This is a genomic window from Kaistella pullorum, from assembly GCF_014837035.1.
In the GTDB taxonomy this organism is placed as follows: Bacteria; Bacteroidota; Bacteroidia; order Flavobacteriales; family Weeksellaceae; genus Kaistella; species Kaistella rhinocerotis.
On the sequence record NZ_JACSPS010000001.1, the window covers coordinates 770247 to 796673 of the forward strand.

General features: G+C 42.6%; 26 protein-coding genes. 7 read left to right on the plus strand and 19 right to left on the minus strand.

Going from position 1 to position 26427, the window contains the following annotated elements; translation table 11 throughout:
* The first annotated feature begins 110 nt into the window (after positions 1–110).
* The 4 genes from mfd (at position 111) to pth (ending at position 5881) form a co-directional block, all read left to right on the plus strand.
* Positions 111–3527 (plus strand): transcription-repair coupling factor, encoded by a 3417-nt coding sequence (gene mfd, locus H9628_RS03660; protein WP_251832759.1) that lies wholly within the window; start codon positions 111–113, stop codon positions 3525–3527.
* 10 nt (positions 3528–3537) lie between these two features.
* Entirely contained in the window at positions 3538–4359 is an 822-nt protein-coding gene (locus H9628_RS03665; protein WP_251832760.1) for a hypothetical protein, read from the plus strand.
* Positions 4360–4440: 81 nt separating this feature from the next.
* Entirely contained in the window at positions 4441–5307 is an 867-nt protein-coding gene (locus H9628_RS03670) for a hypothetical protein (RefSeq protein WP_251832761.1), read from the plus strand.
* 10 nt (positions 5308–5317) lie between these two features.
* Positions 5318–5881 carry an aminoacyl-tRNA hydrolase gene (pth, locus tag H9628_RS03675; RefSeq protein WP_251832762.1) on the plus strand — a complete coding sequence of 188 codons (564 nt, stop codon included), beginning with the start codon at positions 5318–5320 and terminating at the stop codon, positions 5879–5881.
* On the opposite strand, the gene H9628_RS03680 is transcribed toward pth, so the two are convergent.
* The 7 genes from H9628_RS03680 to H9628_RS03710 all read right to left on the minus strand — a co-directional run bounded on the left by H9628_RS03680 (position 5882) and on the right by H9628_RS03710 (position 12305).
* Positions 5882–6517 (minus strand): carbonic anhydrase, encoded by a 636-nt coding sequence (locus H9628_RS03680; protein ID WP_251832763.1) that lies wholly within the window; start codon positions 6515–6517, stop codon positions 5882–5884.
* Between the two features lie 30 nt (positions 6518–6547).
* The gene (locus H9628_RS03685; RefSeq protein WP_251832764.1) at positions 6548–8143 is read right to left on the minus strand and encodes a SulP family inorganic anion transporter; all 1596 of its coding nucleotides are present in this window, start codon (positions 8141–8143) and stop codon (positions 6548–6550) included.
* 127 nt (positions 8144–8270) lie between these two features.
* Complete coding sequence (locus H9628_RS03690; protein ID WP_251832765.1) at positions 8271–8564, minus strand: hypothetical protein; 294 nt, start codon at positions 8562–8564, stop codon at positions 8271–8273.
* A gap of 15 nt (positions 8565–8579) precedes the next feature.
* Entirely contained in the window at positions 8580–9260 is a 681-nt protein-coding gene (locus H9628_RS03695; protein WP_251832766.1) for a carbonic anhydrase, read from the minus strand.
* Positions 9261–9398: 138 nt separating this feature from the next.
* Positions 9399–9959: a serine acetyltransferase gene (locus H9628_RS03700; protein WP_251832767.1), complete on the minus strand. Its 561-nt coding sequence runs from the start codon at positions 9957–9959 to the stop codon at positions 9399–9401.
* Positions 9960–9986: 27 nt separating this feature from the next.
* Positions 9987–11135 (minus strand): glycosyltransferase, encoded by a 1149-nt coding sequence (locus H9628_RS03705; RefSeq protein WP_251832768.1) that lies wholly within the window; start codon positions 11133–11135, stop codon positions 9987–9989.
* 3 nt (positions 11136–11138) lie between these two features.
* A complete protein-coding gene (locus tag H9628_RS03710; RefSeq protein WP_251832769.1) occupies positions 11139–12305 on the minus strand; it encodes a glycosyltransferase in 1167 nt (388 codons plus the stop codon).
* A 78-nt stretch (positions 12306–12383) separates the two neighbouring features.
* Here H9628_RS03710 and H9628_RS03715 point away from each other — a divergent pair, with 78 nt between their 5' ends.
* Positions 12384–12596 (plus strand): hypothetical protein, encoded by a 213-nt coding sequence (locus H9628_RS03715; RefSeq protein WP_251832770.1) that lies wholly within the window; start codon positions 12384–12386, stop codon positions 12594–12596.
* Here H9628_RS03715 and H9628_RS03720 read toward each other — a convergent pair.
* Both H9628_RS03720 and H9628_RS03725 read right to left on the minus strand, forming a co-directional pair.
* Positions 12586–13425 (minus strand): glycosyltransferase family 2 protein, encoded by an 840-nt coding sequence (locus tag H9628_RS03720; protein WP_251832771.1) that lies wholly within the window; start codon positions 13423–13425, stop codon positions 12586–12588. The two genes, H9628_RS03715 and H9628_RS03720, sit on opposite strands and share 11 nt — an antisense overlap.
* 6 nt (positions 13426–13431) lie before the next feature.
* Positions 13432–14001: an acyltransferase gene (locus H9628_RS03725; RefSeq protein WP_251832772.1), complete on the minus strand. Its 570-nt coding sequence runs from the start codon at positions 13999–14001 to the stop codon at positions 13432–13434.
* 77 nt (positions 14002–14078) lie between these two features.
* Between H9628_RS03725 and H9628_RS03730 the strand changes: the two genes are divergently transcribed.
* Complete coding sequence (locus tag H9628_RS03730; protein WP_251832773.1) at positions 14079–15074, plus strand: glycosyltransferase family 2 protein; 996 nt, start codon at positions 14079–14081, stop codon at positions 15072–15074.
* Here H9628_RS03730 and H9628_RS03735 read toward each other — a convergent pair whose 3' ends face one another.
* Both H9628_RS03735 and H9628_RS03740 read right to left on the minus strand, forming a co-directional pair.
* Positions 15075–16085, minus strand: a complete 1011-nt coding sequence (locus H9628_RS03735) for a glycosyltransferase family 2 protein (RefSeq protein WP_251832774.1) — start codon at positions 16083–16085, stop codon at positions 15075–15077.
* Positions 16086–16123: 38 nt separating this feature from the next.
* Complete coding sequence (locus tag H9628_RS03740) at positions 16124–17239, minus strand: glycosyltransferase (protein ID WP_251832775.1); 1116 nt, start codon at positions 17237–17239, stop codon at positions 16124–16126.
* Between the two features lie 33 nt (positions 17240–17272).
* Between H9628_RS03740 and H9628_RS03745 the strand changes: the two genes are divergently transcribed.
* Entirely contained in the window at positions 17273–18097 is an 825-nt protein-coding gene (locus H9628_RS03745) for a glycosyltransferase family 2 protein (protein WP_251832776.1), read from the plus strand.
* Here the strand turns inward: H9628_RS03745 and H9628_RS03750 are convergent.
* The 8 genes from H9628_RS03750 to H9628_RS03785 all read right to left on the minus strand — a co-directional run bounded on the left by H9628_RS03750 (position 18080) and on the right by H9628_RS03785 (position 26333).
* Entirely contained in the window at positions 18080–19231 is a 1152-nt protein-coding gene (locus H9628_RS03750) for a glycosyltransferase family 4 protein (protein ID WP_251832777.1), read from the minus strand. The genes H9628_RS03745 and H9628_RS03750 overlap by 18 nt on opposite strands.
* Entirely contained in the window at positions 19188–20114 is a 927-nt protein-coding gene (locus H9628_RS03755) for a glycosyltransferase family 2 protein (RefSeq protein WP_251832778.1), read from the minus strand. The genes H9628_RS03750 and H9628_RS03755 overlap by 44 nt, the downstream gene beginning before the upstream one ends.
* Positions 20114–20965 (minus strand): glycosyltransferase family 2 protein, encoded by an 852-nt coding sequence (locus H9628_RS03760; RefSeq protein ID WP_251832779.1) that lies wholly within the window; start codon positions 20963–20965, stop codon positions 20114–20116. Before H9628_RS03760 ends, H9628_RS03755 begins: the two co-directional genes overlap by 1 nt.
* 4 nt (positions 20966–20969) lie before the next feature.
* The gene (locus tag H9628_RS03765) at positions 20970–21797 is read right to left on the minus strand and encodes an FkbM family methyltransferase (protein ID WP_251832780.1); all 828 of its coding nucleotides are present in this window, start codon (positions 21795–21797) and stop codon (positions 20970–20972) included.
* Position 21798: 1 nt separating this feature from the next.
* On the minus strand, positions 21799–23025 hold the full coding sequence (locus H9628_RS03770; protein ID WP_251832781.1) for an ABC transporter ATP-binding protein: 1227 nt from the start codon (positions 23023–23025) through the stop codon (positions 21799–21801).
* A gap of 116 nt (positions 23026–23141) precedes the next feature.
* Positions 23142–23990, minus strand: a complete 849-nt coding sequence (locus tag H9628_RS03775; RefSeq protein ID WP_251832782.1) for an ABC transporter permease — start codon at positions 23988–23990, stop codon at positions 23142–23144.
* Between the two features lie 16 nt (positions 23991–24006).
* Entirely contained in the window at positions 24007–25005 is a 999-nt protein-coding gene (locus H9628_RS03780; RefSeq protein ID WP_251832783.1) for a hypothetical protein, read from the minus strand.
* Positions 25006–25022: 17 nt separating this feature from the next.
* Positions 25023–26333, minus strand: coding sequence for a UDP-glucose dehydrogenase family protein (locus tag H9628_RS03785; RefSeq protein ID WP_251832784.1), 1311 nt, complete (start codon positions 26331–26333; stop codon positions 25023–25025).
* Positions 26334–26427 lie beyond the last annotated feature (94 nt).

Below are 26427 nucleotides of genomic sequence, written 5' to 3' on the forward strand. Positions count from 1 at the left end.
AAATTTTGACAAATAAAATCTTAAATTTGCATGTCTTAACGGTTCCGGAAATTTTCCGGAATCGTTTTTGACGTTTGAGATCTTCTCATCGAAATTCCCAAATTATTTAAATGCAGTTAAAAAACATAAGTCAAAACTTCCTGCCCGATATGCTCAAAAGTGGTTTCGGTGCAGAGATTTTTAATAATATAGATGATCATAGCCGCCTTTCTGTACGGGGTTCCGCAGGTTCATCGCCGTCTGTCTTCGCAGCAGAACTTTTTCTTACGCGCAAAAAAACCATTCTTTATTTAATCGAAGATAAAGAAGAAGCGCTTTACGCCACTGCCGAAATGGAAGATCTGCTAGGCAAGGAAAATGTGCTCTATTTCCCGGCGACCCATCTTGCGCCTTACCAAATAGAGAAAACGCAAAATGCAAATCTGGTCTTGCGAACGGATGTACTTAATCAGCTGAATGCGTCTAAAAAACATAAGGTCATCGTCGCATCTTTCGCAAGCCTTTCCGAGAAAGTATTAAAAAAAGAAGATTTCAATGCGATTTCGCACCGCATAAAAGTGGGTGAAAGCCTGGATTTCGATTTCACTGGCGAACTTTTGCAACAGTTCAATTTTCAGCTTACCGATTTTGTGTCGGAGCCCGGCGAATTTTCCGTGCGTGGCGGCATTGTGGATGTGTTTTCTTATTCTAATGAAGAGCCGTACCGAATCACTTTTTTCGGTAATGAAATCGAAAGCATTAAAACATTTAATATCGAAACGCAGCTTACCAACGGCAAAGTGAACGAATTTCAGTTGGTTTCGAACATGAATTTCGCGGTCTCAGGGAGCAAAGTGCCGCTATTTGGACTGTTGCCGAAAGACAGTTTCGTGATTTCGAACAACGCCTTTTTGGCTGTGAGGAAGATCAAAGATTTCTTTGCGAAGGCGGAGGAAATGTTCGAAAATTTAAACAAAGACATCAAGCATCAAAAGCCCACAGAACTTTTCGTGTCCGACAGCGAATTCGCTGAAAATCTGGAGCGCTTCAAGCTTATTGATTTTACGATCGAACCATTAAAGTCTGGAACCGGCAACACAATAGAAATTGAACTGAGCCAAAGTCCGCAGCCGAGTTTCCACAAGAATTTTGAGTTGCTGATAGATGATTTAAAAGAAAAACGACGTGACAATTTCGATATTTGGATCTCGTTTTCCACAGAGAAGCAAAAAGAAAGGCTTGAGGCAATCTTTGAAGAGATCTCGACGGGAAATTCTGACGATTTTGAATCTGAAGATGTTGATTCGGTGAGTGTTTCAAAGATTTTCTTTAAATCTTTCAAATCTGAACTTCACGAAGGTTTCGTAGATGCCGACCACAAAATTTCGGTTTACACAGATCACCAGATTTTCGACCGTTACCAAAGATTTAAAGCTAAAAATACTTTTGCAAAATCTGAGCAGCTCACGCTGAAAGACCTCATGCAGATGAAAGTCGGTGATTATATCACGCATATCGACCACGGCATAGGCAAATTCATGGGTTTGGTAAAAGTAAACAACAACGGCAAAGTGCAGGAATGTTTTAAACTCACCTATAAAAACGGCGACTTGCTGTACGTAAGCATTCATTCACTGCACAAAATCTCAAAATATAACGGCCCGGACGGAAAAGAAATCGTTTTGAGCAAATTGGGTTCGCCGGCCTGGAAAACATTAAAGCAAAAGACTAAAGCGAAAGTAAAACAGATCGCTTTCGACTTGATAAGACTTTATGCGAAGCGAAAAACCGCGAAAGGTTTCGCCTTCACACCCGATTCTTATCTACAGAACGAGTTGGAAGCCAGTTTTTTGTATGAGGATACGCCCGATCAGGAAAAAGCGACGCTCGACGTGAAAACCGATATGGAAAAGGAAACCGTGATGGACAGGCTGATTTGTGGTGATGTAGGGTTCGGCAAGACGGAAATTGCGGTGCGGGCAGCTTTCAAGGCAGCTACGGATGGCAAACAGGTTGCGATTTTAGTGCCGACGACCATTCTGGCTTTCCAGCATTACAGAAGTTTTAAGGAAAGGCTTAAAGATTTTCCGGTAAACATCTCTTATTTGAACCGCTTCCGCACGGCAAAACAGAAATCGGAGACGCTGAAAGGTCTGGCAGAAGGCAAGGTGGATATCGTGATCGGAACGCATCAGTTGGTAAGTCCGACGGTGAAGTTCAAGGACTTAGGTCTTCTGATCATCGATGAAGAACATAAGTTTGGTGTGGCGGTGAAGGATAAACTCAAGACTTTAAAAAATAACATTGATACGCTGACGTTAACCGCGACGCCTATTCCGAGGACACTGCAGTTTTCGCTGATGGCCGCGCGGGATTTATCGGTGATCAAGACGCCGCCGCCAAACCGTCAGCCGGTAGAAACCAGTATTGTAGGTTTTAGTGAAGAAATTATCCGCGATGCGATTTCATACGAAATCCAGCGCGACGGCCAGGTTTATTTCATCAATAACAGAATTGAAAATTTAAAGGATATCGCCGGACTTATCCAAAGGCTTGTGCCTGATGCTAAGGTAATTACGGGCCACGGACAGATGGAAGGCAAACAGCTCGAACGCAACGTACTTGACTTCATGGAAGGTAAATATGATGTTTTGGTTTCGACGACTATTGTAGAAAGCGGCGTGGACGTGCCGAACGCCAACACCTTGTTCATCAACGATGCGCAGCGTTTCGGGATGGCCGATTTGCACCAGATGCGCGGAAGGGTAGGACGAAGCAACCGGAAGGCTTTCTGTTATCTGATTACGCCGCCGTTTGATATGATGACATCGGATGCAAGAAAAAGACTGGAGGCGATCGAGCAGTTTTCGGATCTTGGAAGCGGCTTCCAGATTGCGATGAAAGACCTTGAAATCCGTGGTGCGGGCGATCTTCTTGGCGGTGAACAGAGCGGTTTCATCAACGAAATGGGCTTTGATACGTACCAGAAAATTATGCAGGAAGCGTTGGAAGAACTTCAGAATGATGAGGAATTCGGCGAACTTTTCGAAAATGAAGAAGACCGCAAAAAATTATTTAAATCCACCAAAGAAGTAAATATTGACACTGATCTTGAACTGATGCTGCCTGATGTTTATGTTCAAAGCATTGAAGAAAGACTTTCACTTTACCAAAAACTGGCTGAAATTCAGAACCGCGAAGATTTAAGAAAGTTTGAAAACGAACTTAACGACCGCTTCGGCGCATTACCGCCTGAAGCTAAAAATCTGTTGAAATCTGTTGAGCTCAAATGGATTGCGGCTGAAATTGGTTTCGATAAGATCGTGGTGAAAAACGGTGTTTTCCTGGGCTACTTTCCACCAAATCCGCAGGATAAATTTTACCAAAGCGAGAAATTCAGAAACATTATCGCTTATCTTCACCAAAATCCTGCTGAGGCCACATTAAAAGAAAAAGTGAACAAAGAAGGCAACCAACTGATGATGCGCAAAGAAAATGTGCAGAATGTGGATGAGGTGAACCGGGTTTTAGAAAGGATTATTGCATAAAACAAAATCGATGAAAAAAATATTTGTGTTATTTCTGTTTATTGCGGGGTATTCCACATTGTTGGCGTGCAAATGCGGCAGTTTGGGAATGGTGGGAATTAATTTCCAGAAATCGGATTTCGTAGGTGAGATTGAAATTTTAAAAATCCGTAATTCGTCGTCAAAATCGCGCACTTATTTAGCTGATGTAAAGGTTCTGAAATTATATAAAGGCAAAGAGATCAATACTTTAGAAGTACACGGATTAATGGGGGGTATTCAGAGCGCTGCGTGTGAAGTACAGATTAAACAGGGACAAAAGTTTTTGATGTATTTGTCAGGTAACGATGGCGATACGATAATGTCGATGACAACTTCCGGTAATAACGCCACTACGGGTAAATATTTCACCGTTTCAGCCTGTACACCCAAATCGGAAATCAAAGAAAACAGCCGAACACTGGCCTTAGAACGCGCGGCGCTTGAGTTTTTAGCTTCAAATCCGAGTGATCTGGCGCAGGCATTTTATTTAGATAATTCCGTTTCTGCAATTTCCGACGGTGATTTTAAAAGCTATATAATTACAGAACCGGCACGGTCATTTGCGGTTTATAAACTTAAAGTTAACGGTAAATCTGAAGTTGAGGAAATTGAAGCTCTCCAGAACTTCGGCAGTTCCCAGGATGGCGAGATTATGAGGCTTATTAAAAAGAATTTTGTGATAGGAAAAGATTTTTTTAGTGAGGTTCGAAACGAGGAGGTTCTTCTTACTTTATTTTATAACCCTGATAAAAATGCAAGTACATGGGGCGACACCCTGACGCAAAGCTTAGTGGAGCCCATTTTTGATTAACCGTCAATGCCTCCAAATACGAAGTTTGGGCCAAGTTTAAAGTTTTAGAAAAAGAGTACTTTTGCTTTAAGTAAATATACAATGCAAACAATAAAATCATTTTTAATTTTAATAATCAGCCTCACTTTCGTGGTTTCGTGCCAGCCCGGCCGTGATGAGAACGGCGACCTGCTTTTTGGGCTTGATACAGATGCACCAACTGGCGGCGGCGGGTCCGGCACGTCGAAATTGCTTCATAAACTTACAGCGCCCGATGGTTCAGGCGGAAATTATACGATAACATATAATTATGCACTTGGTAAGCTGACGAATGTTAGATCAAGCGATAATTCGGTGTCGTATGACCTGATTTACGACAACAATAACATCAGCAAGATAAAAGTGGTTCAGGATGATGGAGGAACCGTTACGACCACCAATTTTGATATTTCCTATACCAACGGGAAATTTACGGAAGCTAAAGGTACGGGTGTGGAAGATTCGGGTAATTCGTTTAACAATACCATAACAGCGAGTTATGCCGCCGGAAAAGTTTCGAAAATCGTAAGTAAAATGCAGGGTATCGACATCTCTGATCCCACTGTGACTTACGATATGTTCACGATGCAGAATGATATTACCTACAGCGGAAACAATATCTCCGTCTGGAAATCTACGATGAGTATGCCGCCCATTACGATTCCGCCAATTGTACTCACTGCCAACTTCAGTGATTATGATTCTTACAAAAATCCTTTCAATACTTTGCCTGAAGTTTTCAATATCGTAAGCGCGGTTTTTGGTACTGATACCACTCCGGTTACCGCTTTTTCAGCCAATAATTACATAAAAGTCAGCGTTGAAGGCCAGACAGTTACTTACACATATACGTACGATGCTGATGGTTATCCAACTAAAGCAGCTGCATCCGAAAATGCTGGAACTTTAACTTTCGAATACACAAAATAGAATTTTTCAGATGAAATATCTTATCGTCGGTCTCGGCAATAAAGGAGATGAATACACTGAAACCCGGCACAATGTCGGGTTTAAAGTTGCTGAAAAGATCGCAGAAACCATTGGTGCCCCGTTCAAATCTTCCAATTTTGGTCTGATGGCTGAAGGCAAGTATAAAGGCCGGAAGGTTTTTATTTTAAAGCCCGATACTTATATGAATCTTTCGGGAAACGCCGTGAAATTCTGGCTTCAGAAAGAAAATATTCCGGTCGAAAATTTAATGATTGTCACTGACGATCTTTCTCTGCCTTTCGGGACTCTTAGGATGAAAATGAAGGGTTCAGATGCCGGACATAACGGTTTGAAAAGTATTCAGGAGCAGCTACAAACACAAAATTATCCACGCCTCAGGTTTGGGATTTCGGCTGAATTCTCTGAAGGAAAACAGGTTGATTATGTGCTCGGAAAATGGAGCGAAGACGAAAAAGAAAAACTTCCCGAAAGAATCGAGAAGTTTTCTAAAGCATGTCTGTCCTTTGTTTTCGCCGGAATTCAGAATGCGATGACCGGATTTAACGGTAAATAATTAAAGCCAGCTTACAACGCCACTTTCAACACAGTAATTTGCGCCCACAATCTTTATGCTGCCTTCTTCCTCCAGTTTACGGAGCGTTGAACTCTGCGTACGGATATCCGAAATGGTGCGTTTGATATTACAGATGTTCACCCTTTCGAGAAGATCGCTGTTTGAGGAAGAACGCTCTTCACCTTCGCGCAGAATCTCGTTGATGCAGCCTTCAAAATTGCTGATCAGATGGTTAAGATTTTCCATGCCGGCCGGTTCAATACTACGCGCATCAAGACCGCCTTTCAGTGCGCCGCATTTGCTGTGGCCTAAGACGACAACAAGTTTTGAGCCTGCAACATTACAGCCAAATTCCATTGAGCCAAGGATGTCTTTATTTACAAAATTCCCGGCGATACGGATGCTGAAAATGTCTCCCAATCCCTGATCAAAGATAAGTTCCGCAGAAGTGCGGCTGTCGATACAGCTTAAAACCACGGCGAAAGGCCATTGTCCGGCGCGGGTATCATTCACCTGCTCTAATAAGTTGCGGTTCATTTTAAGGTTCTGTACAAAACGTTGATTACCTTCCTGCAGAAATTTCAGGGCTTTATCCGGAGTGGTTGTGGTTTGGGTTTCTAATGTATGTGCTTTCATTATTTTTTTAAATTCTTTATTACTTAACTATTATATTGCTCTTCTGTGTGCGATGATTACGTGCGAATCTTCGTCTTCTGCGTATTCGCGGTAAGATGTTTTGAAACCGAGCAGGGTAACTTCAATATCTTCTTCTTTCGCTCTGATGTTGGCAAATTCCTGAATCATATCCAGAATGTCGGTCGCGATGTAGGACGTTGAGCGTGCATCAATACACACTTTTGAGTTTGGTCTTACATTTTTAAGTGTTTTCTTGATGGCTGCTTTATTCAGAAATGAAACTTCCTCGGCCAGTTTAATATTGATATCATCGGCGTCATCCAGATCTTCGCGGCTTAGATAATAAGCTCTCTTCATATTTCCCTGCAGGATATAGAAAACTGAAATCAGCAATCCGATTCCCACACCTTTTAAAAGGTCTAATGAAACTACTGCGATCACGGTGGCGATAAACGGGATAAACTGATATTTGCCTTTATGCCAGAAGTGCATGATGGTTGCGGGCTTCGCGAGTTTGTAACCTACCAGAATCAGAACTGCTGCAAGTGTGGCAAGCGGAATTAAATTCAAAATAAACGGTATTGAAAGTACGCAGACCAAAAGCAGCACGCCATGAATCATGGTTGAAGTTTTTGACGTTGCACCGGCATTTGCATTCGCGGAACTTCTCACTACAACCGAAGTCATCGGAAGGCCGCCAATCGCGGCGGAAAGCAGGTTTCCGATACCCTGCGCACGGAGTTCAAGATTGGTATCTGTAATCCGGCGGTGCGTATCGAGGCGGTCTGAAGCTTCAATACAAAGAAGCGTTTCAATAGATGCCACAATCGCGATTGTTGCACCGACGATCCACACTTTAGGATTTAGAAAACCGTTCAGATCCGGGAAAACCAGCATATTCGTAAAGTCTGCCGCGGTTTGCGGAACCGGAAGCGAAACCAAATGCTCAGGTCCGATCGCTAACGAACTTCCGGATACAACGAAAATATAATTGAGCAGGATGCCCGCTGCTACGGCTACAAGCGCTCCCGGAATGATTTTTATTTTCTTTAAAAATGGAAATTTATCCCAGGCAAGCAAAATTGAAACGGAAACCAACGTCACGATCACCGCACCCATGTGAACTCCGGACAAAAGCTGGCTGAAATAAGCCGGATTGAAACCGTTTTCGAATAGCGTTTCTTTGGTCTCGAAACCGTTTGTGAAGCCGAATGCATTCGGGATCTGGGTTAGAATAATAATGATCCCGATACCGGCGAGCATTCCTTCAATCACATTGGTAGGAAAATAGTTCGAGATACTTCCCGCGCGGACAAAACCGAGAATCAGTTGAAATAATCCGGCAATAAGTCCGGCGCACAGAAACAGCTCAAATGCGCCAAGATCTGTAATGGCCGTAAGTACAATTGCAGTAAGGCCGGCTGCAGGTCCGGAAACAGAGATGTTGGAATTACTGAGGTAACCCACAACAAGGCCGCCGATGATTCCTGCAATAATGCCGGAAAGTGGCGGTGCGCCGGATGCAAGTGCAATCCCTAAACAAAGCGGAAGTGCAACAAGAAAGACGACGAGGCCGGAAGGGAAATTTTCTTTAATCCCTCCGTATATAGATTTTGCTTTTTTCATTTTAGAAAAAGTGGTATAACGTAAAATACTGCGTATGAGTAAATTACTGTGTTGGAAAATAATTATTAATCACAGATTTGTGTCCGTTTCGGCATGGAAACAGCTACAAATACAATCGGAGAAAAAATTATGCTTCCGGAGGTGGAGAAAATATAGTGAGGAAAGGCGAAAGATGAACAGAATCATCAGTCCAGAGGAAAGATTTGCTGTTCTGGTCAGCCTGGAAAAATTTCAGAAAATCATGGACATTCAAAGTGTCCGGAACGGTTTTTTCGTTAATAACCAACGGAGAATGCTGGCTCTCTTCTTCGGATATCACCACATTGGTCGCCGGCAAATTCCACCCGAAAGCTACGGCAATACTTGGTAAAGCCATAAAATTCAGGAAGACCGTCAATGTAATGATACTCCAGATTTTCATATTGTTTTATCTAAATCAGATGAGGTTTTTATTTTTTTTCTTGCTCATCACCCAATCAGAATTGGTAAGGTTGTAAATCTTCTGAATATCTTTCAGCGTACTCTCAAAGTCAATTTCAAGATCGATTATCTTACCCGTTCGTAGGTCGAAAACCCAGCCGTGAACGATAGGATATTCATCTACCAGATATTCTTCCTGTACAACCGCCATTTTTGTCACGTTGATGCACTGCTCTAAAACATTGAGTTCCACGAGCCTGTCATACCGTTTCTGCTCGTCATCAATCGCATCCAATTCTAGCTGATGAATCCTGTACACGTCGCGGATGTTGCGCAGCCACGGGTTCAGGATGCCTAAATCTTCGGGAGTCATCGCTGCCCGAACGCCACCGCAGCCGTAATGTCCGCAAACAATGATGTGTTTCACTTTCAGATGCTGTACCGCGTATTGTATGGCTGAAGTTACATTCAGGTCGAGGCTGTTCACCAGGTTCGCAACGTTTCTGGAAACGAAGACTTCGCCCGGTTTCAGACCCATCATCTCTTCCGCCGAAACCCGACTGTCCGAACATCCAATGTACAGATAATCAGGATTTTGTGAGCTTGAAAGTGTTTTGAAGAAGTCTTTGTCTTCTGCCAGTTTACTTTCAACCCACTTTCGGTTATTCTCAAATATTACTTCGTAAGATCTTTTCATATTGGGGCTAATGAACCTGTTTTGATTGTCGGTTTCGTGCAAAAGCACCGCTCCGAACGCGCACAAAAATAAAAATTAGAATTTAAAACGGGCTAAAATTAACAAGATTTAATACAAAAAAGTACGTGTAACAGTAGATCAATCCTCAATTTTATTACCAATGTAGCCTTCCGTTGCGGCCGGATTTGGAATGATGGTCGCCGGGTTGCCGGTTACTACAGAATCATTCGGTACATCAAAATTTACGTAAGCGTTCGGTGCAATTAATACATTATTTCCAACCGTTATATTACCGACTAAAACAGCATTAGGCCCGATCCATACTTCGTTTCCGATGGTGGGTACGCCCTCTTTTTTTCCGCGGTTGGCCTGCGCGATCGTCACACCTTGCGCGACGTTGCAGTTACGACCTATTTTCGTTTTTGGATTGATAACCACTGCGCCCCAATGTCCCAGGTAAAAACCCGCCCCGATCTGCGTTTCCGGATAAATCTGGAAACCGTATTTTATCTGATGATGACGCAAAACCAGTCGCCAAAACATTCCCAGAATTGAATTTTTCGGGTGACGCTGGGTTTTCCTTAAAATGTAAATGAAATGAAGATTCGGGTTTACGCATTTCATCCAGATGCCCGGTGTATCAAGCATTTTGCCGCTTTCGCGGTAGAAATCTTTCTGGATGATATTGTTTTTCGGCATCAGAGCAAAGTTAGCAGATATTTCGAATCAGAGCCCGTCTATGATATCCATAATTTCCCGCACCGAGTTTTCAAGGCTGAATGGCAGCACATGATTGTTCAGGTTTTGCTGATATTCGAGGAAGATTTCATGATCCTGCATCGCTTTCTTTAAGCCTTCATACAGGCCTTCTTCAGAATTTTCTACGATCAATCCGAGGTTTCCATTTTCTAAAATCTCACGCGCACCCGAAACATCCGTGGCAATGATGTTCTTTTTTAAAGTCACGGCTTCAGACAGTACAGTCGGAAAGCCTTCATATCGGGAACTGAGGACGAAAAAATTAGCCGCCTTTAGGTGTGGATACGGATCGTTTGAAAAGCCGGTCATTTCTGCATAATCGCCTAAATTAAGGTCTTCTTTAAGTTTTTTAATCTTTTCAAAATCATATCCGTCGCCGATAATTTTCACATTGAAACTAAACCCTTCGTCCAAAAGTCTGCGCTGCACTCTCAACAGACGGTCAAAACCTTTCTGCGGAAAAACGGTACCGATTGCCACGAATGTCGGCACGTTGGATTTGGCAATTTCTAAAGGTTTCCCCGCGCTGGCGATGACTTTCTCCGTGTCGAGCGGGTTGTAGATCCTCAAAATTTTCTGTCTTTCAAAATCGTTTCGCGCCAGTTTTTCAAAATCGTTTTTAATATGTTCAGAAATCACCACAATTTTATCAAATCCAAAAAACTTCCGGATTTCAGCGTCGTTATAATTGTGAAAATGCGTTTTTCGCAGGTCATTGTGAATCCAGACGATTTTCTTTGAAGATTTCAGAGGCGAATTTAAAATATCATCGCGCATACCATGGATAGCCGCAAATTCAATATCATACTGTTTTCCATTCAGGATGCTTTTGTACAGGACTTTCGGAAATTTTTTTAAAAATGCCTGATACACTTTTCTGTAAACTTTACGAGGCAAATCCTGCGTGCGGTTCGTGGTAATCATTTCGCCTTTATTCAGGTACAGAACATTTACAAAAACAGGAACTTCGCCTAAATATTTTCCCGAATATAGATTCAGCAACAGGTCGATTTCATATTTTTCCCGCGGCAGATTGTTTAGAAAAGTGACAAGCACTTTTTCCGCGCCACCATGCCGCAGCGAACCGATTCGGATAAGGATTTTCTTTTTTGCCACAGATCAATCTAAAGTTTGGTAAGTCTTTATCAGAAGTTCTTCAATTTCGCGGAAAATATTTTTATTATCAAATTGATTATCAATATTTAATAGCTTCGTTTGAATTTCCGAAACCAGTTTTTTGTCGGTAAGGAACTCATGCATCGTTTTATATAATTCGTCGGTGTCGTAGCGAACCAATAATCCGGTTTCGCGGTTTCTGATCATTAATCCCACATCACCGGTATCAGTCGCGATAATGGGTTTCTGCAGAATCAGCGCCTCCGCAATCACTAGCGGCCAGGCCTCCGATTCGCTTGGCAATATGAAAAAATCAGCGTTTTTGATGTAAGGATACGGATTCATTTGGTTGCCGGCGAGAATGAAAGTTTCTTCCACATTAAGCTTTTTTCGCTGTTCGAACAGGTTTGCGCGTTCTTCGCCGTCACCGATGATCATTACCGCATGCTGAAAACCTTCCAAAATAAGTTTCGCGTGCGCTTCCATCAATTTGTGGAGACCTTTCCGCGTATTCAGCCGACCGACCGCCACAAAAACCGGTGCTGACGGCATTTCCGGAACAAACGCATCAGCTTTTCGCCGAATTTCTGTGGTTGAAACTGCATTCGTAATCACGCTTTCGGGCGGATACGCAAGGTTTGGATGCTCACGGTGCATCAGTTTTCTGATATTTTCTGAGCAGTACACCATATGATCGAACTGCGGGAACTGCTTCAGAATCTGCGGAACCAGGACCGCTAGTTGCCTTTCGTTGATTTCGGAATGAAACCAGCCTATTTTTTTTGATTTTTTGTTGGATGAATTCAGCACCGGTTCAAAATCGTTGTACGTCATCGCAATTTCGATGTCGAAAGACTTTTTCAAATAATCACGGTCAATTATCTGCGGGTTTCGGCGCAGTTTTTCGAGTTTCAATCGCCTTGCCACCAGTTGTATTTTTTGAATTAAAATATTTCCGGACAGGTCTTCCCTGCCTTTGGCCAAAACCACTTTGCGAATGTGCGTCGGTATCTCATTGCGGAGTTCGCCCTGATTTAAATTCAATAAAACCGTCAATTCAAACTTCTCCGGATCCAGGTTTGTAAGCAGACTCAATAATACTTTTTCCACGCCGCCCATTTCCATGGAACGGTGTCTGAAGAGGACTTTAATCTTTCGGGTAGGAGGCATGCGTATATTTGGCTTTAAAAACATGGAATTTAAAGAAAATAGATCAAATAATCTATTTTTATAAAAAAACCTCCACAAATGACTGAATTGCTTTATGAAAGTGACAAAAGCTACGATGGCCGCATGTGGGCTTACCACGAGCTTTTCGCTCATCTGCGCAGCGGCGGGGTTTTAATCAGCGATGATATCGGTGATAATGCTGCTTTTAGAGACTTTTGCGAAGCGAATGATATTCAGCCCGAAATCGTAAGTTTTGAGGGGAAATATGTTGGGGTTTTCATTAAAGATTGACCTTTCGACACGGAAAACATTTAAAACATTTCATTTTCCGCAACAGGCGTTTTATTGTAGTGTTTTCTTTTTTATAAATGAATTCCGGAAGATTCGAAATGTCACCTCGCCTGACGCCATAGATTGTATCCAAACCCCGTCTGGCCGCTATTTCCGAAAGTACCCGGTGCCAACTTTCATTCTTTGTTTTTTCTAAATCTTTGCTGTGCGAGAGTCCGCCGGAATGAAGTCGATAATAATACAACGGCTGCGGAATATATTTAAAATCGCCTTTCTCATAAAGTTTCAGGATCAAATCCTGGTCTTCAGCCACGCGGAGCTCAGGATTAATTCCATCCGTAAGGTTGTACACCGATTTACGAAACGTAAAAAAATGCGCCACCTCGAAATGGATGTTAAAGAAGAGCGCTTTTCCGTTGCGGACCTTTGCCGTATTCGGGAAGATTTTCGTTACATCAAGGTTTTCGTCGCATAAATACAGTTGCGAATAGGTTGCAACCGTCTTTTCATCGAAGTTGTTGATGCTTATTTCGAGCGCATTTTCGTGAAGTGCGTCATCCGGATCCACGAAACCGCAGATTTCTCCTTTCGCCAGCTCCACGCATCGTCGTTTCGTAAAACCTACGCCACGGTTTTTGTCATTCCTGTAAACCTTAATTTTCGAATTTCCTTCGGTAAATGCCTGGATTTTTTTAAAAGAACCGTCCGTAGAACAGTCATCAACCAGAATAATCTCGAAATCGCGGTAGGTCTGTGCGCAGATACTTTCGTAGCACTTTTTGAAGTATTCAAAATGATTGTAATGCGGGACAAGAACCGAGAATAGCATACAACTTTAAATGTTTTTTATTGATTGATTTTGGTTGGCAACCACCACCGAATTTGCGGGCACGTCTCTGTGCACCACGCAACCTGCGCCCAAAATTACATTGTCGCCTATCGTGACGCCTTTCAGAATGACACAGTTGGCACCCGTCCATACATTATTGCCGATTTTTACGGGAGCAGTGTTGAACTCGGTTTTGGAAACTGAAAATGGCTCAGAAGTATGCTGATGATTGTGGTCGAAAATTTTCGAACCTTCACCGAACAGGCAGTTTTCACCAATCTCGATGCGTTCCAGGCAAGTGATTGTGGAGCGTGTGATGTATGTCCCGCGACCTACCAAAAAACTTGCCCGCGGTTTCACGGTAAGCAGATTATATTCATTGATCGTGACGTTTTCCGCAATCTGAATTTTGGCTGAAGGGTCAATGCCAATTTTATTGTGCGTCCCAAGCCGGAAACTGCTGTGTACGTCGCTTTCCGGATTTACCGAAAACTGCTGCCGCTGTGCGTCAGCGCGCAGCCTGTGCAGAATTTCGTACAGCTTCGAAACCGATTTGGCGAGTAAACTTTTTATCATCCTGTGTGCATTGGTGGTGCAGACAAATCTAAGAATTTGAAAATATAATTAAGTATTTTTGACGAAATATCACACAGATGCTGCCTTTGGTTACCGTTTCGATCCCGCTTTTCCGCTGCGAAGATTTTATTGTCAAATGCCTTGAATCGGTACGTGCGCAAACTTACCAAAACATTGAAGTAACGCTGATCAATGACCAAACGCCGGATAAAAGTGTTGACATTGCAGAAAGTTTTATCCAAAAAAATCAGTTAAAAAACTGGAGAATCTTCCATTTAGAACAAAATTCCGGGCTTTCGGTGGTAAGGAATAAAGGAATCGAAACTGCCCGCGGGAAATATCTTTTTTTTCTTGACAGTGACGATTATTTAAAGGAAAACTGCATAGAAGTGCTCGTTGAAACCGCCGAAAGGACCGGCGCTGAAATGACCGTCGCGCAACTCGAATGTGAGCAGTTGAAATCAGGTGAAAAATCGATCTGTATCCCGCTGTTGTCAAATCAGGAAGTGATTGAAGGTAATCTTTCGGTGATGAAGGCTTTTGCAGACGGCGACTTGGTGACTTACGCTGTTAATAAGCTAATGCTCACGGAGTTTCTTCGCAAAAATGAACTTTGGTTCGTGCCCGGTCTTTTTGCGCAGGATGAACTCTGGACTTTTCATACCATGCTCAAACTTAACAAAATAGCACTGCGAAAGGAGCTGACATACACGTATGTTTTGCATGAAAAATCGGTGATTCACAACCGAAACAGGCGGCATTTTGACAATTGGGCCACAATTATAGAACATTTCACACAGTCATTAGAATCAACTAAAGACCCGCAAATCCGCAATTTGATCCGCACGCACATTGTGAATTATAAAACGATGACTTTAGTGATGAACTGGAAGGCAAAACAGGACGCGCGAGAATGGCTTTACAGTTTCGGGCGGTACAAAAAGTACCCAAATCTGCGCTTAAAAGATTATTTCAGTCCCGGTTTCAGTAGTTCTGTGAAGAAAAAATCACTCAAACTTGCTCTGCCGCCGGCTTTGGCTGTACAGTATTTCCGTTGGATGTATTACCGCTGATCATTTTTTTATTTGATAAAAGCGGCTGAAAAGGTTGTAGTCTGACAATAAAATTTGGTGATAGAACCGAATAAAACCATTAAAGTTTTTAAATAAAACCGGCCGGTCAATTTCTCTAAACGCGGTTCGGAGACGTTCATTTTGTCTGTAAGATTCCTCAGCGGGCAATTCTTTGCGAAAATGCTGGAAGGCTTTCATCGCATCGATCAGATTTTTATACGCAACCAGCTCAAAAACTTCCTTCCTTTCATTGTAGATGCCATGGTTTTTAGCGAAACTGCGCATATACATATCGGTGACCACCAGATCGGTTTTCTTTATGTTAAATGATTTAGCCGAAGAATCGGGGTGGACAAAATGTGTGTAAATACCGCTGCACGAGCCAATTAGTTTTACGTTTTTCAAGATTAATCTCTCCACGATCTCATCTGCGTTCAAAAGTTTTTCCGTAAACCTGAACGACACCTTTTGGAAGACTTCACGGCGGTAAATTCCACGGAAATGGAAATCATAACGTCCCAGCGTAAGCCGCAGCGCATCTTCGCCGCTGATCTGGTGCGGAATAAAAGCGGACTCTGTATCGAGCGGCTGATGCAGCGAATAAATGTTTTTAATATTTCCATCGGGAAATACGGTTTTCACAATCATTCCGACCATCCCGAGAGCAGGTTTTTCTGTAAAAGCCTGAACCCCTTTTTCAATAGCATCCGCGGAAAGCAAATCATCGTGATCGAAAAGCATCACCAAATCACCTGTGGCAACGTCCTGTCCGGCCGCTTTTGCATATTGCGCGGTTCCTTCGTTGGGTTTATCAATGATTAAAATACGTGAATCTTTTTCAGCATACATCTTCAGCTGTGTGAGTGTTTCATCTTTAGAACCGTCATTTACGCAGATCAACTCGAGATTGTGGTAGGTTTGGGCAAGTAAACAATCCATCGCACGATGTACAAAGTTCCCCAGTGAAACTGAGTTGTAGAAGGTGGTGATGACGGAAACTTTGGGTTTCATTTAATAGAAATTTAAATTGGCGATGCCGAATGACCTTTTTATTTTAATTTTTGCAGCACAGCGCGGATTTTTGTGATGTTTTTTTCATTGCTCATTACAGAGCAGTAATCGCCTTTAATCCTTTGTGCAAAAGATTCAAGTACGTCAGGGTTATCGTAGAGGTAAATGATCGCGTTGGCCATTTCATCGATATCGCGGTTGATAAAGATCCCGTTTACGCCATCCTGAATCACCATTGACGGCAGCCCGATAAACGTGGAAACCGACGGAATATTCGAAAGACTGGCCTCACAAAACATCGTTGGTGCACCATCGCCACTGGACGCGATCACCGCAAGGTCCACATCATTATAAAACTCGATCATTTCTTCGTAAGGCGCATCAAATGAGGTCTTGAGGCGTATATTTCGGCCTGTTGCCAACACTTTTTTCACTGCTGGTTCGATGATTTCGAAAAACCCTTTCACGGGCCGGTGCGGATTTCCTGTCCAGCCTAAAGTGAAAACTTCACTTTTGACTTTCTTAAAACCGAAACATTCTTCTTTATATATTCCGAGTGCAAATTCAAGGTTCGGCGTGTACTGCTTGTACGCATTGATGAGATTATCGTTGGCCAACAGAAGGAAATCGTAGTGTTTAAGGTACTTTTCAAAAAATTCTGCGCGGGAAAGCGCATTTACATTCGTCCTTGTTTTAATGTCGAACTCGGGACCAAGATGCGGAAAACAATCATTAAAAATTCCTACTAAATTTTTAGTTCCTTTAAACGGGATCTCCGAGCTGTACTGGAAGAAATATGCCATCGAAACGACATAATCGAAGTGTAATTTTTCGGTTTCAGTACTTTCATCATTGAATGGAACCACTGTGTTTTTTGTAAACCTTGGGTAAGAATAGTTGCCTGAGGGATGTATGAACTGTACTTTCCGCTTTTCGCAGGAAGCCACTTTAAGAAGCTGGAAACGAACCGTGGAAATTAAATTCAATATGAAAATCTGAAACCGATTTGTTTTTTTTAATGCTTTAATTCGGTACGGTTCATTGCAGACATAGTAGCAAACGTATTCGTCGGCTAATTTCAGTGACCAGGATTTTACCATGAAGTAAAAAGCCCAGTCTTTGAAATCGACTTCGAACAGAATAGTTTTTTTCATACAGATAGTAAAAGTAACTAAATTTGTACATACATGAAATTCACCATTTTCACACCTACATTCAATCGTGCACATTTGCTGCCCCGGCTGTTTGAGAGCATTACACAGCTCGATTTCAATGATTTTGAATGGGTGATTGTGGATGATGGTTCAACAGATGAAACGAAAAAAGTAGTTTCAGAATTTATTTCAAATTCAAGCTTTCCAATTCGCTATTTTGAGCAGGAAAATCAGGGGAAACATGCGGCGACTAATCTCGGTGTGGAGCACGCTGAGGGCGACTTTTTCTTCATCGTAGACAGTGATGACTGGTTGCCGGCAGAAGCTTTGTCTGTTGCACTGCGATATACAGAGCGTATTCAGTCTTCTGAAATTGCTGGAATTGTAGGCAAACGGTCTTTCGGTGACACAATGCACGATTTTCCCTTCACCGAGCGCGTCAGTACGCCGCTGGAGATGAGGTACCGGTTTAAAAATAATTTTGACTTAGCGGAAATCTACAAAACTGAAGTACTTAAAGAATTTCCTTTCCCGGTTTTTTCAGGCGAAAAGTTTATAACAGAATCGCTCGTCTGGTTTAGAATTGCCTCAAAGTATCAGCTTCTTTATTTTAATGAATTTATTTATCACTGTGAATATCAGGCAGATGGGCTTACGGATAATTACCGAGAGCTGATGGAAACCAATCCGAAAGGTTCACTGCTCTATTTTGGTGAGTTGCTGAGAAACAGGATTCCGGCAGATGCAAAAAAGACCGCCGCCAGGAATTTCAATTCCATTGCGCGACTCAATGGTCACAGTCAGATTTGGGTCTTATGGAAACTGGGTTTCCGCAATTATCTACGCATTTTTAGCTGAAATTTCTTTAATGATTTCGCTCATTTTTTCTGCCCAAACTTGCCAGTTCAGTTCCTCTTCATACTTATGGCGAGCATTTTCCGAAAGTTCTTTGAGACGCACTCTTTTATTTAATATTTCGCGCTCGATCAGGTTGGCATAATCTTCAGCGGTTGCATTTTCGGGTAAGAGAAAGCCCGTTTTTCCGTGCTCAACAATCGAGGGAACACCGCCGGTATCAGTGCTTATGACGGGCAAGGAGAATCCAGCGGCTTCGCAAAAAGCAATCGGAGAACAATCGGTGCGCGTGGGCACAAACATAAAATGGGCTTCGGACAGGTGACGTTCTATTTCGGCCAGTTCGCAGGGATAATTTTTATTTAAAAACGGAATGATTTCTACAAATACTTCCTGCACATCGGGCGTGCAGCCCATAATCTTAAATTTTAAGTCATAGCCTTTTTCGTGCAGAATTTTTACGGCTGCAAGTGCGATATCGCCACCTTTCCGTTCCCAGCCGACACCCGAAAACAAGATGTTTAATGGTCCGGAATAATCCTTTTCCAGCAATGCAAAATTGGGCACGCGGAGGTTTGCTCCAAACTTTACGACCGAAATCTTTCGCGAGGGGATTCCGTAGGTTTTATTTGCGTCTTTGGCAGCCCAATCCGATGAAAATACGAGCTGCTTAGCGTTATTGAATGCCTTTTCTTCAAGCAGACGCGTGATTTTTTTTGAAAGCCAACCCATGCCCAAAAAGCCGGGGTTATAACCAATCAGTTTATTAAAAGTTCCGTCATTTAGGTATAGGATCGGTTTAGTAATGTTTAAAAAAGCTACTTCATTAATATAGGTTGGGGAAAAAAGCAGGTCGTAGTCTGTGCTTTGAAGGATTTTTTGGGTTTTTTTGGATGCAAGGAAAGCTTTTAAAATAAAATGATGAGAATTGAAGCGCCTGCGGAAAGTGCGTTCGTAAATATTTTGAATAGAAGCAAATATTTTTTCCTCCCTTGCCGAAAATTTCCCGGTTGGAATCCAGACGATATCAAAGCCCTGCGCCTGTAGGGATTCGTACATCTTGAACATGGTGCCGGACCAATGCCGCCGGTCCTCAAGTGGCTGGCTGCTGAGAAAAGCGATCCTTAATGCTGCCATTTTTGATTATATAAATTGTGAGGATTTTGTACTTCTTTAAAATCCAAAACAGGAATTTCGCGGCTGTCATTATATTCCTCTTTTTTATTGCTAAACTGAAACCCAGCCGGCTGCGCGAAAATATCTGCCAGTCTGCGAGATTTTTTATTTTACCCTTATGATACTCACCGATGGTTTGGTCTAAGGTGTTGTGCCGCAAATCTTTATTTAAGTTGTGGCCGAACGAAATACCCTGTTCGTGACGACGGTACGCAGACATTGTACAGCTGATACCGATCAACTTTCCCGTGGTAGAGGCTGCCAAAAAAAGAATTGTGTCAAAATACAGCAAATCCGCATCCCGGAGTGTGACTTTAAAAGCGTCAGATTCAAGTACATCGCGGCGCATCACCACCGAGGCGGTGTGGATAATCCAGTGACGATAGATTTCGGTAGCAGAATATTCGCGGTCCTGGATTTCTGCAAATATTTTTCCGTCATACTCGCTATGCGTCGAAACGTTGATGACTTGGTGAAATGTCAGCGCACAATCCGGGTTTCCGTCCATCAGTTTTAGCTGCACCGAGAGTTTCGCGGCATCGGTCCAGTAGTCGTCACCTTCACAAAAGGCGAGAAATTCGCCGGTCGCCTTTTTCAAAGCAAAATAGAAATTAGGCGTGGCGCCAAGGTTCTTTGGATGGTTGAAATATTTGACTTTAAAATTTGCCGGTACATCCGCAATCTTTTGCCGGATTTTCGCGTCTGTATTGTCGGTGGAAGCATCATTACAGATAATCAGCTCGATATTACCTTCAAAATCCTGCATGAAAATACCGCCCAGGTTTTTTCCGATGAAATCCTGGTGGTTGTAGGTGAGGACGATGATGGAGACTTTAGGATGCATTAGAATGGGATTTTGCCGCGCAGGTTTTTAAGAAAACCGAACCTTTCATAAAAATAGCCTAAAATGGCAGCACGGCCCAGATATTTATAATAATTCCGGATGATATAGTGGTCTAAAATCAAATGTTCGTTGATGTTTTTGCGCCGGTTTTGTTGGGTGGTCTGTTCAGGATGAACGCGGAAACGCACCAGTTTTTCATTGATCAGCACGATGTTGAAATTGCGAAGCAAGCGCAAATTATATTCTAAATCAAGAAGTTGCCTCAGCTTGGGATTGTGCAGACCCGTTTTCAGATATGCGCTTTTGCTCACAAAACCCGCGACCGGCTCGCCAATGAAATTGTGGCTTAGCGCTTTTTTTTTACCAATCAGTTTCAGGTCTTTCTTCGAAAATACCATATAATCAGCAAGGTCCGGCAGGATTCGCTTCTGAAGATCTGCAATGTAGGAGGTGTCTGAAATGTCCTTTCCAATAGAATCAATTATCATCCGTTTGCAAAAAAAGACATGTTCGCCCGTTTTCTGTTGGACTTTTAAGAATTCCTCAAGACAGTTTGGTTCTAAAATGTCATCCTGAAACAGAAATTTTATCCATTCGCCAGTGGCTTTTTCAATGCAGTGATCCCAATTGGCGCCAATTCCGGCAGGCTCATGTTTAAAAATAGAAACAGGAAATGGAGCCTGTTGTTTAAAATTTTCCGCGATCTCCAGCGTGGCATCCGCGGATACATCATCAGAGATAATGACCTCAATGTTTTTGTACGTCTGCTTGGTCACCGAATCCAGGGCTTCCTGCAAATATTTTTCGCCGTTGTAGGTGGGTATGCAGATTGAGATTAAGGCATTTTCCATAGTTTCAAGTTCGATAACAGAGAATATTCAGCTGTTGATTAAACGTTGACGGTTTTTCACCACAGTATGGGAACTTGATGGTCTCGCCTGCTAACCTGATGTAATACTGAAAGCCTTTTTCTTTCAGTACGTTTAAGATTTCGCCTAAATTCTGGGGTTCGCCAATAAGACCATGATATTCCAGAAAAAGATTTTGCACATGATGAAGATGGTCTGCAATATCGAAAAAGACAGTGTTTTCCGCTCCTTCAATGTCGATTTTTAGAAAATCGACCTTTCTATTCAGGAATTTTTTCAGATCGACAGTCTCAATCTCAATGATGTTGTTTTTATTGCTGAAATCGGTAACCACAGATCCCGCGAGAGCACCTTCAGAAAAAAATTCCAGCGTAGTTTCCTCCGTCCAGACAGCCTTTTTTTCGATGGTTACATTTTCGAGACTATTCGTATTTCTTTCGAGAATTTTAAAAATCTTCTCATCAGGTTCAAAAGCGACAATTTCAGAATTGGGAAATAACCTTTTAAAATAAAGAACGCTCAAACCTATGTTTGCACCGCAGTCTATGATGTACGGGGTGGGACTTTCTGAGGTGAATTTGTATATTTCTTCCTTAAAAATTTCGTCAACAGAGTGAATTAAAGAAGGGCCGTGCGAAAATGAAAACGGTTGTCCGAAAAGGCTTGCCTCACCGGGCACAAATTCGGGAAAAGCTAAAAGGCGTGCGTGTTCTGCGGGGGTAAGTCCGGTTTTGTGATCCATCACGTGCCGCAAATTTTCCTGGTAGCGTTCTTTGCGGTAAACCTCCCAAAGTTTTTTCAGCTTATTTATCATATTAATCCCATTTATATCTTCCGAAAACCGATCCATAATCATATTCGCCGTGTTTTGCTAAATATGAATTGGGGTCGGTCACGACAAATTTGCACACATCTTCTACCATGTCAAGTTGGGCGATTTTGGGTTGGTTAATAAACGCCTGAATCGAATATTTGCCGCGGACAAGTGTTTTAGGTTCGATGGTAAGCGTCATGTATTCACTTATATTTTCGCGTTCGCAGGAAAATATTCTTCGTTTCCGGGAATCGAGTACGGTCACAAAGAAACTTGCTTTCGGAGGCGGTCCGTTCATACTGAGACTGAATTTAAAATTGATGGGTTCGTCATAAGTAAACTCATTGGAAACCCCTCCGCAATCCCGGGTTACTTCGATCTGCTGAATGAATATGGCCTTGTGGGAATTATTGAGTGTGTTTAAATAGATTGCATCATCATTATCAGCATTGAGGTACGTCGCAACAGTGTCGCGTATGGTGCCGATGTGCTCTACAATGCCCTTGTTCAGTAAGATGCCCGTATTACAAATTTGCGAAACCGCATTCAAATCATGACTCACAAACAAAACCGTGCGTCCTTCACCTTTGCTCACGTCGCCCATCTTGCCCAGGCATTTCTTCTGGAATTCTGCATCGCCAACGGCCAATACTTCGTCCACAATTAAAATTTCTGATTCTAAATGCGCCGCGACAGCAAAAGCCAGACGCACGTACATGCCGGACGAATATCTTTTTACCGGTGTATCGATATATCTTTCAACGCCTGAAAAATCGACAATCTCATCGAATTTGCGCGTGATCTCCTTTCGGGTCATCCCTAAGATCGCGCCGTTAAGAAAAATGTTTTCGCGACCCGTCATTTCAGGATGAAAACCGGTGCCTACCTCGAGAAGTGAGGCGATACGGCCGTTGGTATAAATTTTTCCTGTGGTGGGTTTAGTGACTTTACTTAAAAGCTTCAGAAGAGTGGATTTTCCTGCACCGTTCCGGCCAATGATCCCGACAGCATCGCCCTGCTCAATTTCAAAACTGATGTCGCGCAGTGACCAGACGTACTCGGATTCTGCTTTCGTCGCACGGTCATTGGTTTCCCCGATTTTGAGATACGGGTCATCCTTCCCGCGCACTTTGTGCCAAAATCGGTTGAGGTCATGCGAAAGCGTACCTGTCCCGACCTGCCCGAGGCGGTATTGTTTCGAAATATTTTCAGCTTTTAATGCAAGCATTCTTTATTGTTCAAATTTGTTTAATGGTTCGGTTGTTCAATTTTGTTCAAATGTTCAAATGTTCAAAGTTTTAATTTCTGGATAAGACTTTCACCATTCACTTTTTACTTTGCTCTTTACACCGAATCCATGAAACTCTTCTCCACTTTATTAAAGATGACGGTGCCAATGGCCAGCAGCGCAAAGATGATAGTAGAACTCACTGCAAGCAGTATCGCCGAAAAATCACCGGAGCCGAGCCAGCCATATTTAAAACATTCAAAAATTCCGGTGAGTGGGTTATAATAGGCGAGTTTTTTCCAGATTCCGGATAAGGCTGAAAGCGGATAAACCACTGGCGTGGCATACATGTAAAGGCTCACGCCAAAGCCCAAAAGCATCTGCAGATCGCGGTATTTAGTGGTAAGAGCCGAAAAAATCATCCCCATGCCGAGTGCGAAGCAACCCATTAAAAAAATTAAGAAAGGTGTAGCCAAAACCCAAATATTTGGTTGTACTTCACCTTGAATTAAATAGTAAATAAAAACAATAAGGAACAGCAGAAATTGTACGCCAAAGCGCATCAGATTGGAAATCACGATGGTCAGCGGCATCACGAGTCTCGGGAAATATACTTTTCCGAAAATTGCTGCATTTGAGGTGAAAACGCTCGATGCGCCGGTAAGACACGAGGAAAAATAGTTCCAGAGCGTAACGCCGGCAAGGTAGAAAAGAACTTTTGGGACGCCATCTGTTGAAAGATTGGCGATGTTTCCAAAAATGACGAGATAGACAACCGTCGTGAGAATCGGGTTGATGAAAAACCACAGCGGCCCGAGTACTGTCTGTTTGAATCCGGCCACAAAATCACGCTTAACGAACATGTAGACTAAGTCCCGGTAGCGCCACACCTCGCTCAGTTTCAGGTCAAATAGCGAGTGCTGCGCCTCGATGGTTTCCGTCCATTGTTGCTGAGGTTGTGTCATTTGTGTTTAATGATATTTAACCAAAAATAGTTTTATTTAATGAAATTTGGCTAAGTTTCGTGCGTCCGATAAGAACTGATGTGATGAAAAGCGGTACGTAAAGCCGTATTTCGTATAAAATTCCGGAGTAAAAACACATGAAGATGTACGGTGCTGAAAGGACATGGAACATCAAGATCCTTCTTGCGCACCCTTTGTTTTTCGCAATGAGCAGCGAGAACACCAGAAAAGTAATCCAAAAAACCAGACCCAGCAGATTCTTTTGCTGTGTGAAATTTTGGATCAACAAATTTCCATCGTTCGTGGTAAAATCTTCGCCGAACATCCGCAGACCAAAATAACCTGCAACGAAAACACCAGCTAAGATCAGAACGGGAACTTTTGTGTCTTGCCGAAGTCCGTTTTTAGCGTATAAAAGCGTGGCAGCAATCGAAACAGAAAGCGCCGCAGTTTCTCTGTTCAGGGTTGAAAGTGCTAAGATTAGGCACAATGAAACGAGATTTTGCGCGTTTTGTTGGTTTAAAAATTTTAGGAGAATATAAAAGAATAGAATAAGAAAGAAATAACTTGAAACATCGTATGGAACGATCACGAATTGTGATAAGGAAATCGTGAATATGATTAATCCGTTGATCAGCGTTTTCTCGGTTTCGGTGGCTTCGAAAGATTTTGATTCCGAAATCAGCGTCAGCATGACCGCCGAAAGCATCAGGAAAAACGTGTTCAGAAGATAAAAACTGAGGTAAAATAGCGGCTCAGATTTTGGGTCTAAAAATTTTAGTTTAAATATTTCAGGATCTAGGTTTAATGACTGAAAAACTTCGTAAACACCAAGCAGCAGCCAGCCGCTTAATTTTCTGTACTGATAGATGCCCGAACTGAACTGTTGTTCAAATTCCTGAAAATTGAGGATTTTCGAAGAATAGATATTCGCAAAAGAGAAATAAACAAACGTGCTGACGACAAACGCCAGCATCGCCATGAATAAAGCTTTTCCGAATAAATTTAATTTCAAATTGTGTGTGTTTTAGCTTACTTTATGGTTTTCCGCCCGATCGATTTATAGAAAAACCCGGTACTTTCCACCTGTTCAAGGGCGAACATATTCCGGCCGTCAAAGATTGCTTTATTTTTCATCTGTTCAGCCATCATTTCGAAATTCGGGTTTTGGAATTCACTCCATTCAGTGGCAATAAGCAGACAATCAGCGTTTTCGAGCGCTGAATACATGTCGGTGGCGTATTTTATTTTATCACCAAGGATTTTTCTTACGTTCTGTTCGGCAATCGCATCATAGGCTGAGATTTCTGCTCCTTTTTCGAGCAGCATGCGGATATTGTCAAGTGAGGACGCTTCGCGGATGTCATCGGTGTTTGCTTTAAAAGCCAGTCCCCAAACGGCGATTTTTTTGTCCTGAAGATCACCGTCGAAATAATTTTCAATCTCCGAAACCAGAATAGTTTTTTGGTTTTGATTCACATTTTCGGTCGCTTCCAGAAGCTGAAAATTAAAATCTTCTTTTTTGCCGGATTTAATCAAAGCTTTCACATCTTTCGGGAAACAACTTCCGCCATAGCCGATGCCCGGAAACAGAAACCGGTGCCCGATTCTGTCATCTGAACCCATACCCAGACGCACTTTATCTACATCGGCGCCTACTTTTTCGCAGTAATTTGCAATTTCGTTCATGAAGGTGATTTTCACGGCCAGAAACGAGTTTGCGGCATATTTGGTGAGTTCCGATGATTTTTCATCCATGAAAATAATCGGAATCCCAGTATTGGTGAAAGGCTGGTAGATTTTCGACATGATTTCACGTGCCTTCTCAGATTCACTGCCGACGATGACGCGGGCGGGATTCATTGAGTCTTCCACGGCAAAGCCTTCTCTTAAGAATTCGGGGTTTGAAACTACGTCAAAAGGTACGTCTGTCACTGCCGAGATGGTTTCGCGGACGGTGTCTGCGGTACCCACCGGAACTGTGGATTTGTTGACGATGACTTTGTATTCGGTCATCGCTTCACCTATTTTTTCGGCCACATTCAAAACATAAGAAAGGTCTGCGGATCCGTCCTCACCCGGCGGCGTAGGAAGCGCGAGATAAATCACTTCGCTTTTCTGCAGGGCTTCGTTCAGATTGGTGGTGAAAAACAGCCTGCGGGACTGGATGTTTCTCAAAAACATCTCTTCAAGCCCGGGTTCATAGATCGGAACTACGCCCTGCTGCATGGCTGCAACCTTATCTTCATCGATGTCTACGCAATAGACGGTATTTCCAAGTTCTGCGAGGGTAGTCCCCGTTACTAATCCTACATAGCCCGTACCTACAATTGTAATATTCAAAATAAAATTCTTTAAAACATGCAAATATAATTAAATAGACGGCGCTGCAGTACAGCCCGTTAAGGTTTTATAATCTACAAAAATTTTGTCTGAT

Excerpts from the sequence above, each read along its gene's own strand:
- H9628_RS03745 (WP_251832776.1), top strand. The coding sequence starts at position 17,273 with ATGAAATTCACCATTTTCACACCTACATTCAATCGTGCACATTTGCTG.
- H9628_RS03725 (WP_251832772.1), bottom strand. The coding sequence starts at position 14,001 with ATGATAAAAAGTTTACTCGCCAAATCGGTTTCGAAGCTGTACGAAATT.
- H9628_RS03690 (WP_251832765.1), bottom strand. The coding sequence starts at position 8,564 with ATGAAAATCTGGAGTATCATTACATTGACGGTCTTCCTGAATTTTATG.
- H9628_RS03700 (WP_251832767.1), bottom strand. The coding sequence starts at position 9,959 with ATGCCGAAAAACAATATCATCCAGAAAGATTTCTACCGCGAAAGCGGC.
- H9628_RS03720 (WP_251832771.1), bottom strand. The coding sequence starts at position 13,425 with ATGCTATTCTCGGTTCTTGTCCCGCATTACAATCATTTTGAATACTTC.
- H9628_RS03775 (WP_251832782.1), bottom strand. The coding sequence starts at position 23,990 with ATGACACAACCTCAGCAACAATGGACGGAAACCATCGAGGCGCAGCAC.
- H9628_RS03755 (WP_251832778.1), bottom strand. The coding sequence starts at position 20,114 with ATGCATCCTAAAGTCTCCATCATCGTCCTCACCTACAACCACCAGGAT.
- H9628_RS03750 (WP_251832777.1), bottom strand. The coding sequence starts at position 19,231 with ATGGCAGCATTAAGGATCGCTTTTCTCAGCAGCCAGCCACTTGAGGAC.
- H9628_RS03760 (WP_251832779.1), bottom strand. The coding sequence starts at position 20,965 with ATGGAAAATGCCTTAATCTCAATCTGCATACCCACCTACAACGGCGAA.
- H9628_RS03695 (WP_251832766.1), bottom strand. The coding sequence starts at position 9,260 with ATGAAAAGATCTTACGAAGTAATATTTGAGAATAACCGAAAGTGGGTT.
- H9628_RS03665 (WP_251832760.1), top strand. The coding sequence starts at position 3,538 with ATGAAAAAAATATTTGTGTTATTTCTGTTTATTGCGGGGTATTCCACA.
- H9628_RS03710 (WP_251832769.1), bottom strand. The coding sequence starts at position 12,305 with ATGCCTCCTACCCGAAAGATTAAAGTCCTCTTCAGACACCGTTCCATG.
- H9628_RS03735 (WP_251832774.1), bottom strand. The coding sequence starts at position 16,085 with ATGAAACCCAAAGTTTCCGTCATCACCACCTTCTACAACTCAGTTTCA.
- H9628_RS03740 (WP_251832775.1), bottom strand. The coding sequence starts at position 17,239 with ATGAAAAAAACTATTCTGTTCGAAGTCGATTTCAAAGACTGGGCTTTT.
- H9628_RS03680 (WP_251832763.1), bottom strand. The coding sequence starts at position 6,517 with ATGAAAGCACATACATTAGAAACCCAAACCACAACCACTCCGGATAAA.
- H9628_RS03770 (WP_251832781.1), bottom strand. The coding sequence starts at position 23,025 with ATGCTTGCATTAAAAGCTGAAAATATTTCGAAACAATACCGCCTCGGG.
- H9628_RS03765 (WP_251832780.1), bottom strand. The coding sequence starts at position 21,797 with ATGATAAATAAGCTGAAAAAACTTTGGGAGGTTTACCGCAAAGAACGC.
- H9628_RS03685 (WP_251832764.1), bottom strand. The coding sequence starts at position 8,143 with ATGAAAAAAGCAAAATCTATATACGGAGGGATTAAAGAAAATTTCCCT.
- pth (WP_251832762.1), top strand. The coding sequence starts at position 5,318 with ATGAAATATCTTATCGTCGGTCTCGGCAATAAAGGAGATGAATACACT.
- H9628_RS03715 (WP_251832770.1), top strand. The coding sequence starts at position 12,384 with ATGACTGAATTGCTTTATGAAAGTGACAAAAGCTACGATGGCCGCATG.
- H9628_RS03730 (WP_251832773.1), top strand. The coding sequence starts at position 14,079 with ATGCTGCCTTTGGTTACCGTTTCGATCCCGCTTTTCCGCTGCGAAGAT.
- mfd (WP_251832759.1), top strand. The coding sequence starts at position 111 with ATGCAGTTAAAAAACATAAGTCAAAACTTCCTGCCCGATATGCTCAAA.
- H9628_RS03670 (WP_251832761.1), top strand. The coding sequence starts at position 4,441 with ATGCAAACAATAAAATCATTTTTAATTTTAATAATCAGCCTCACTTTC.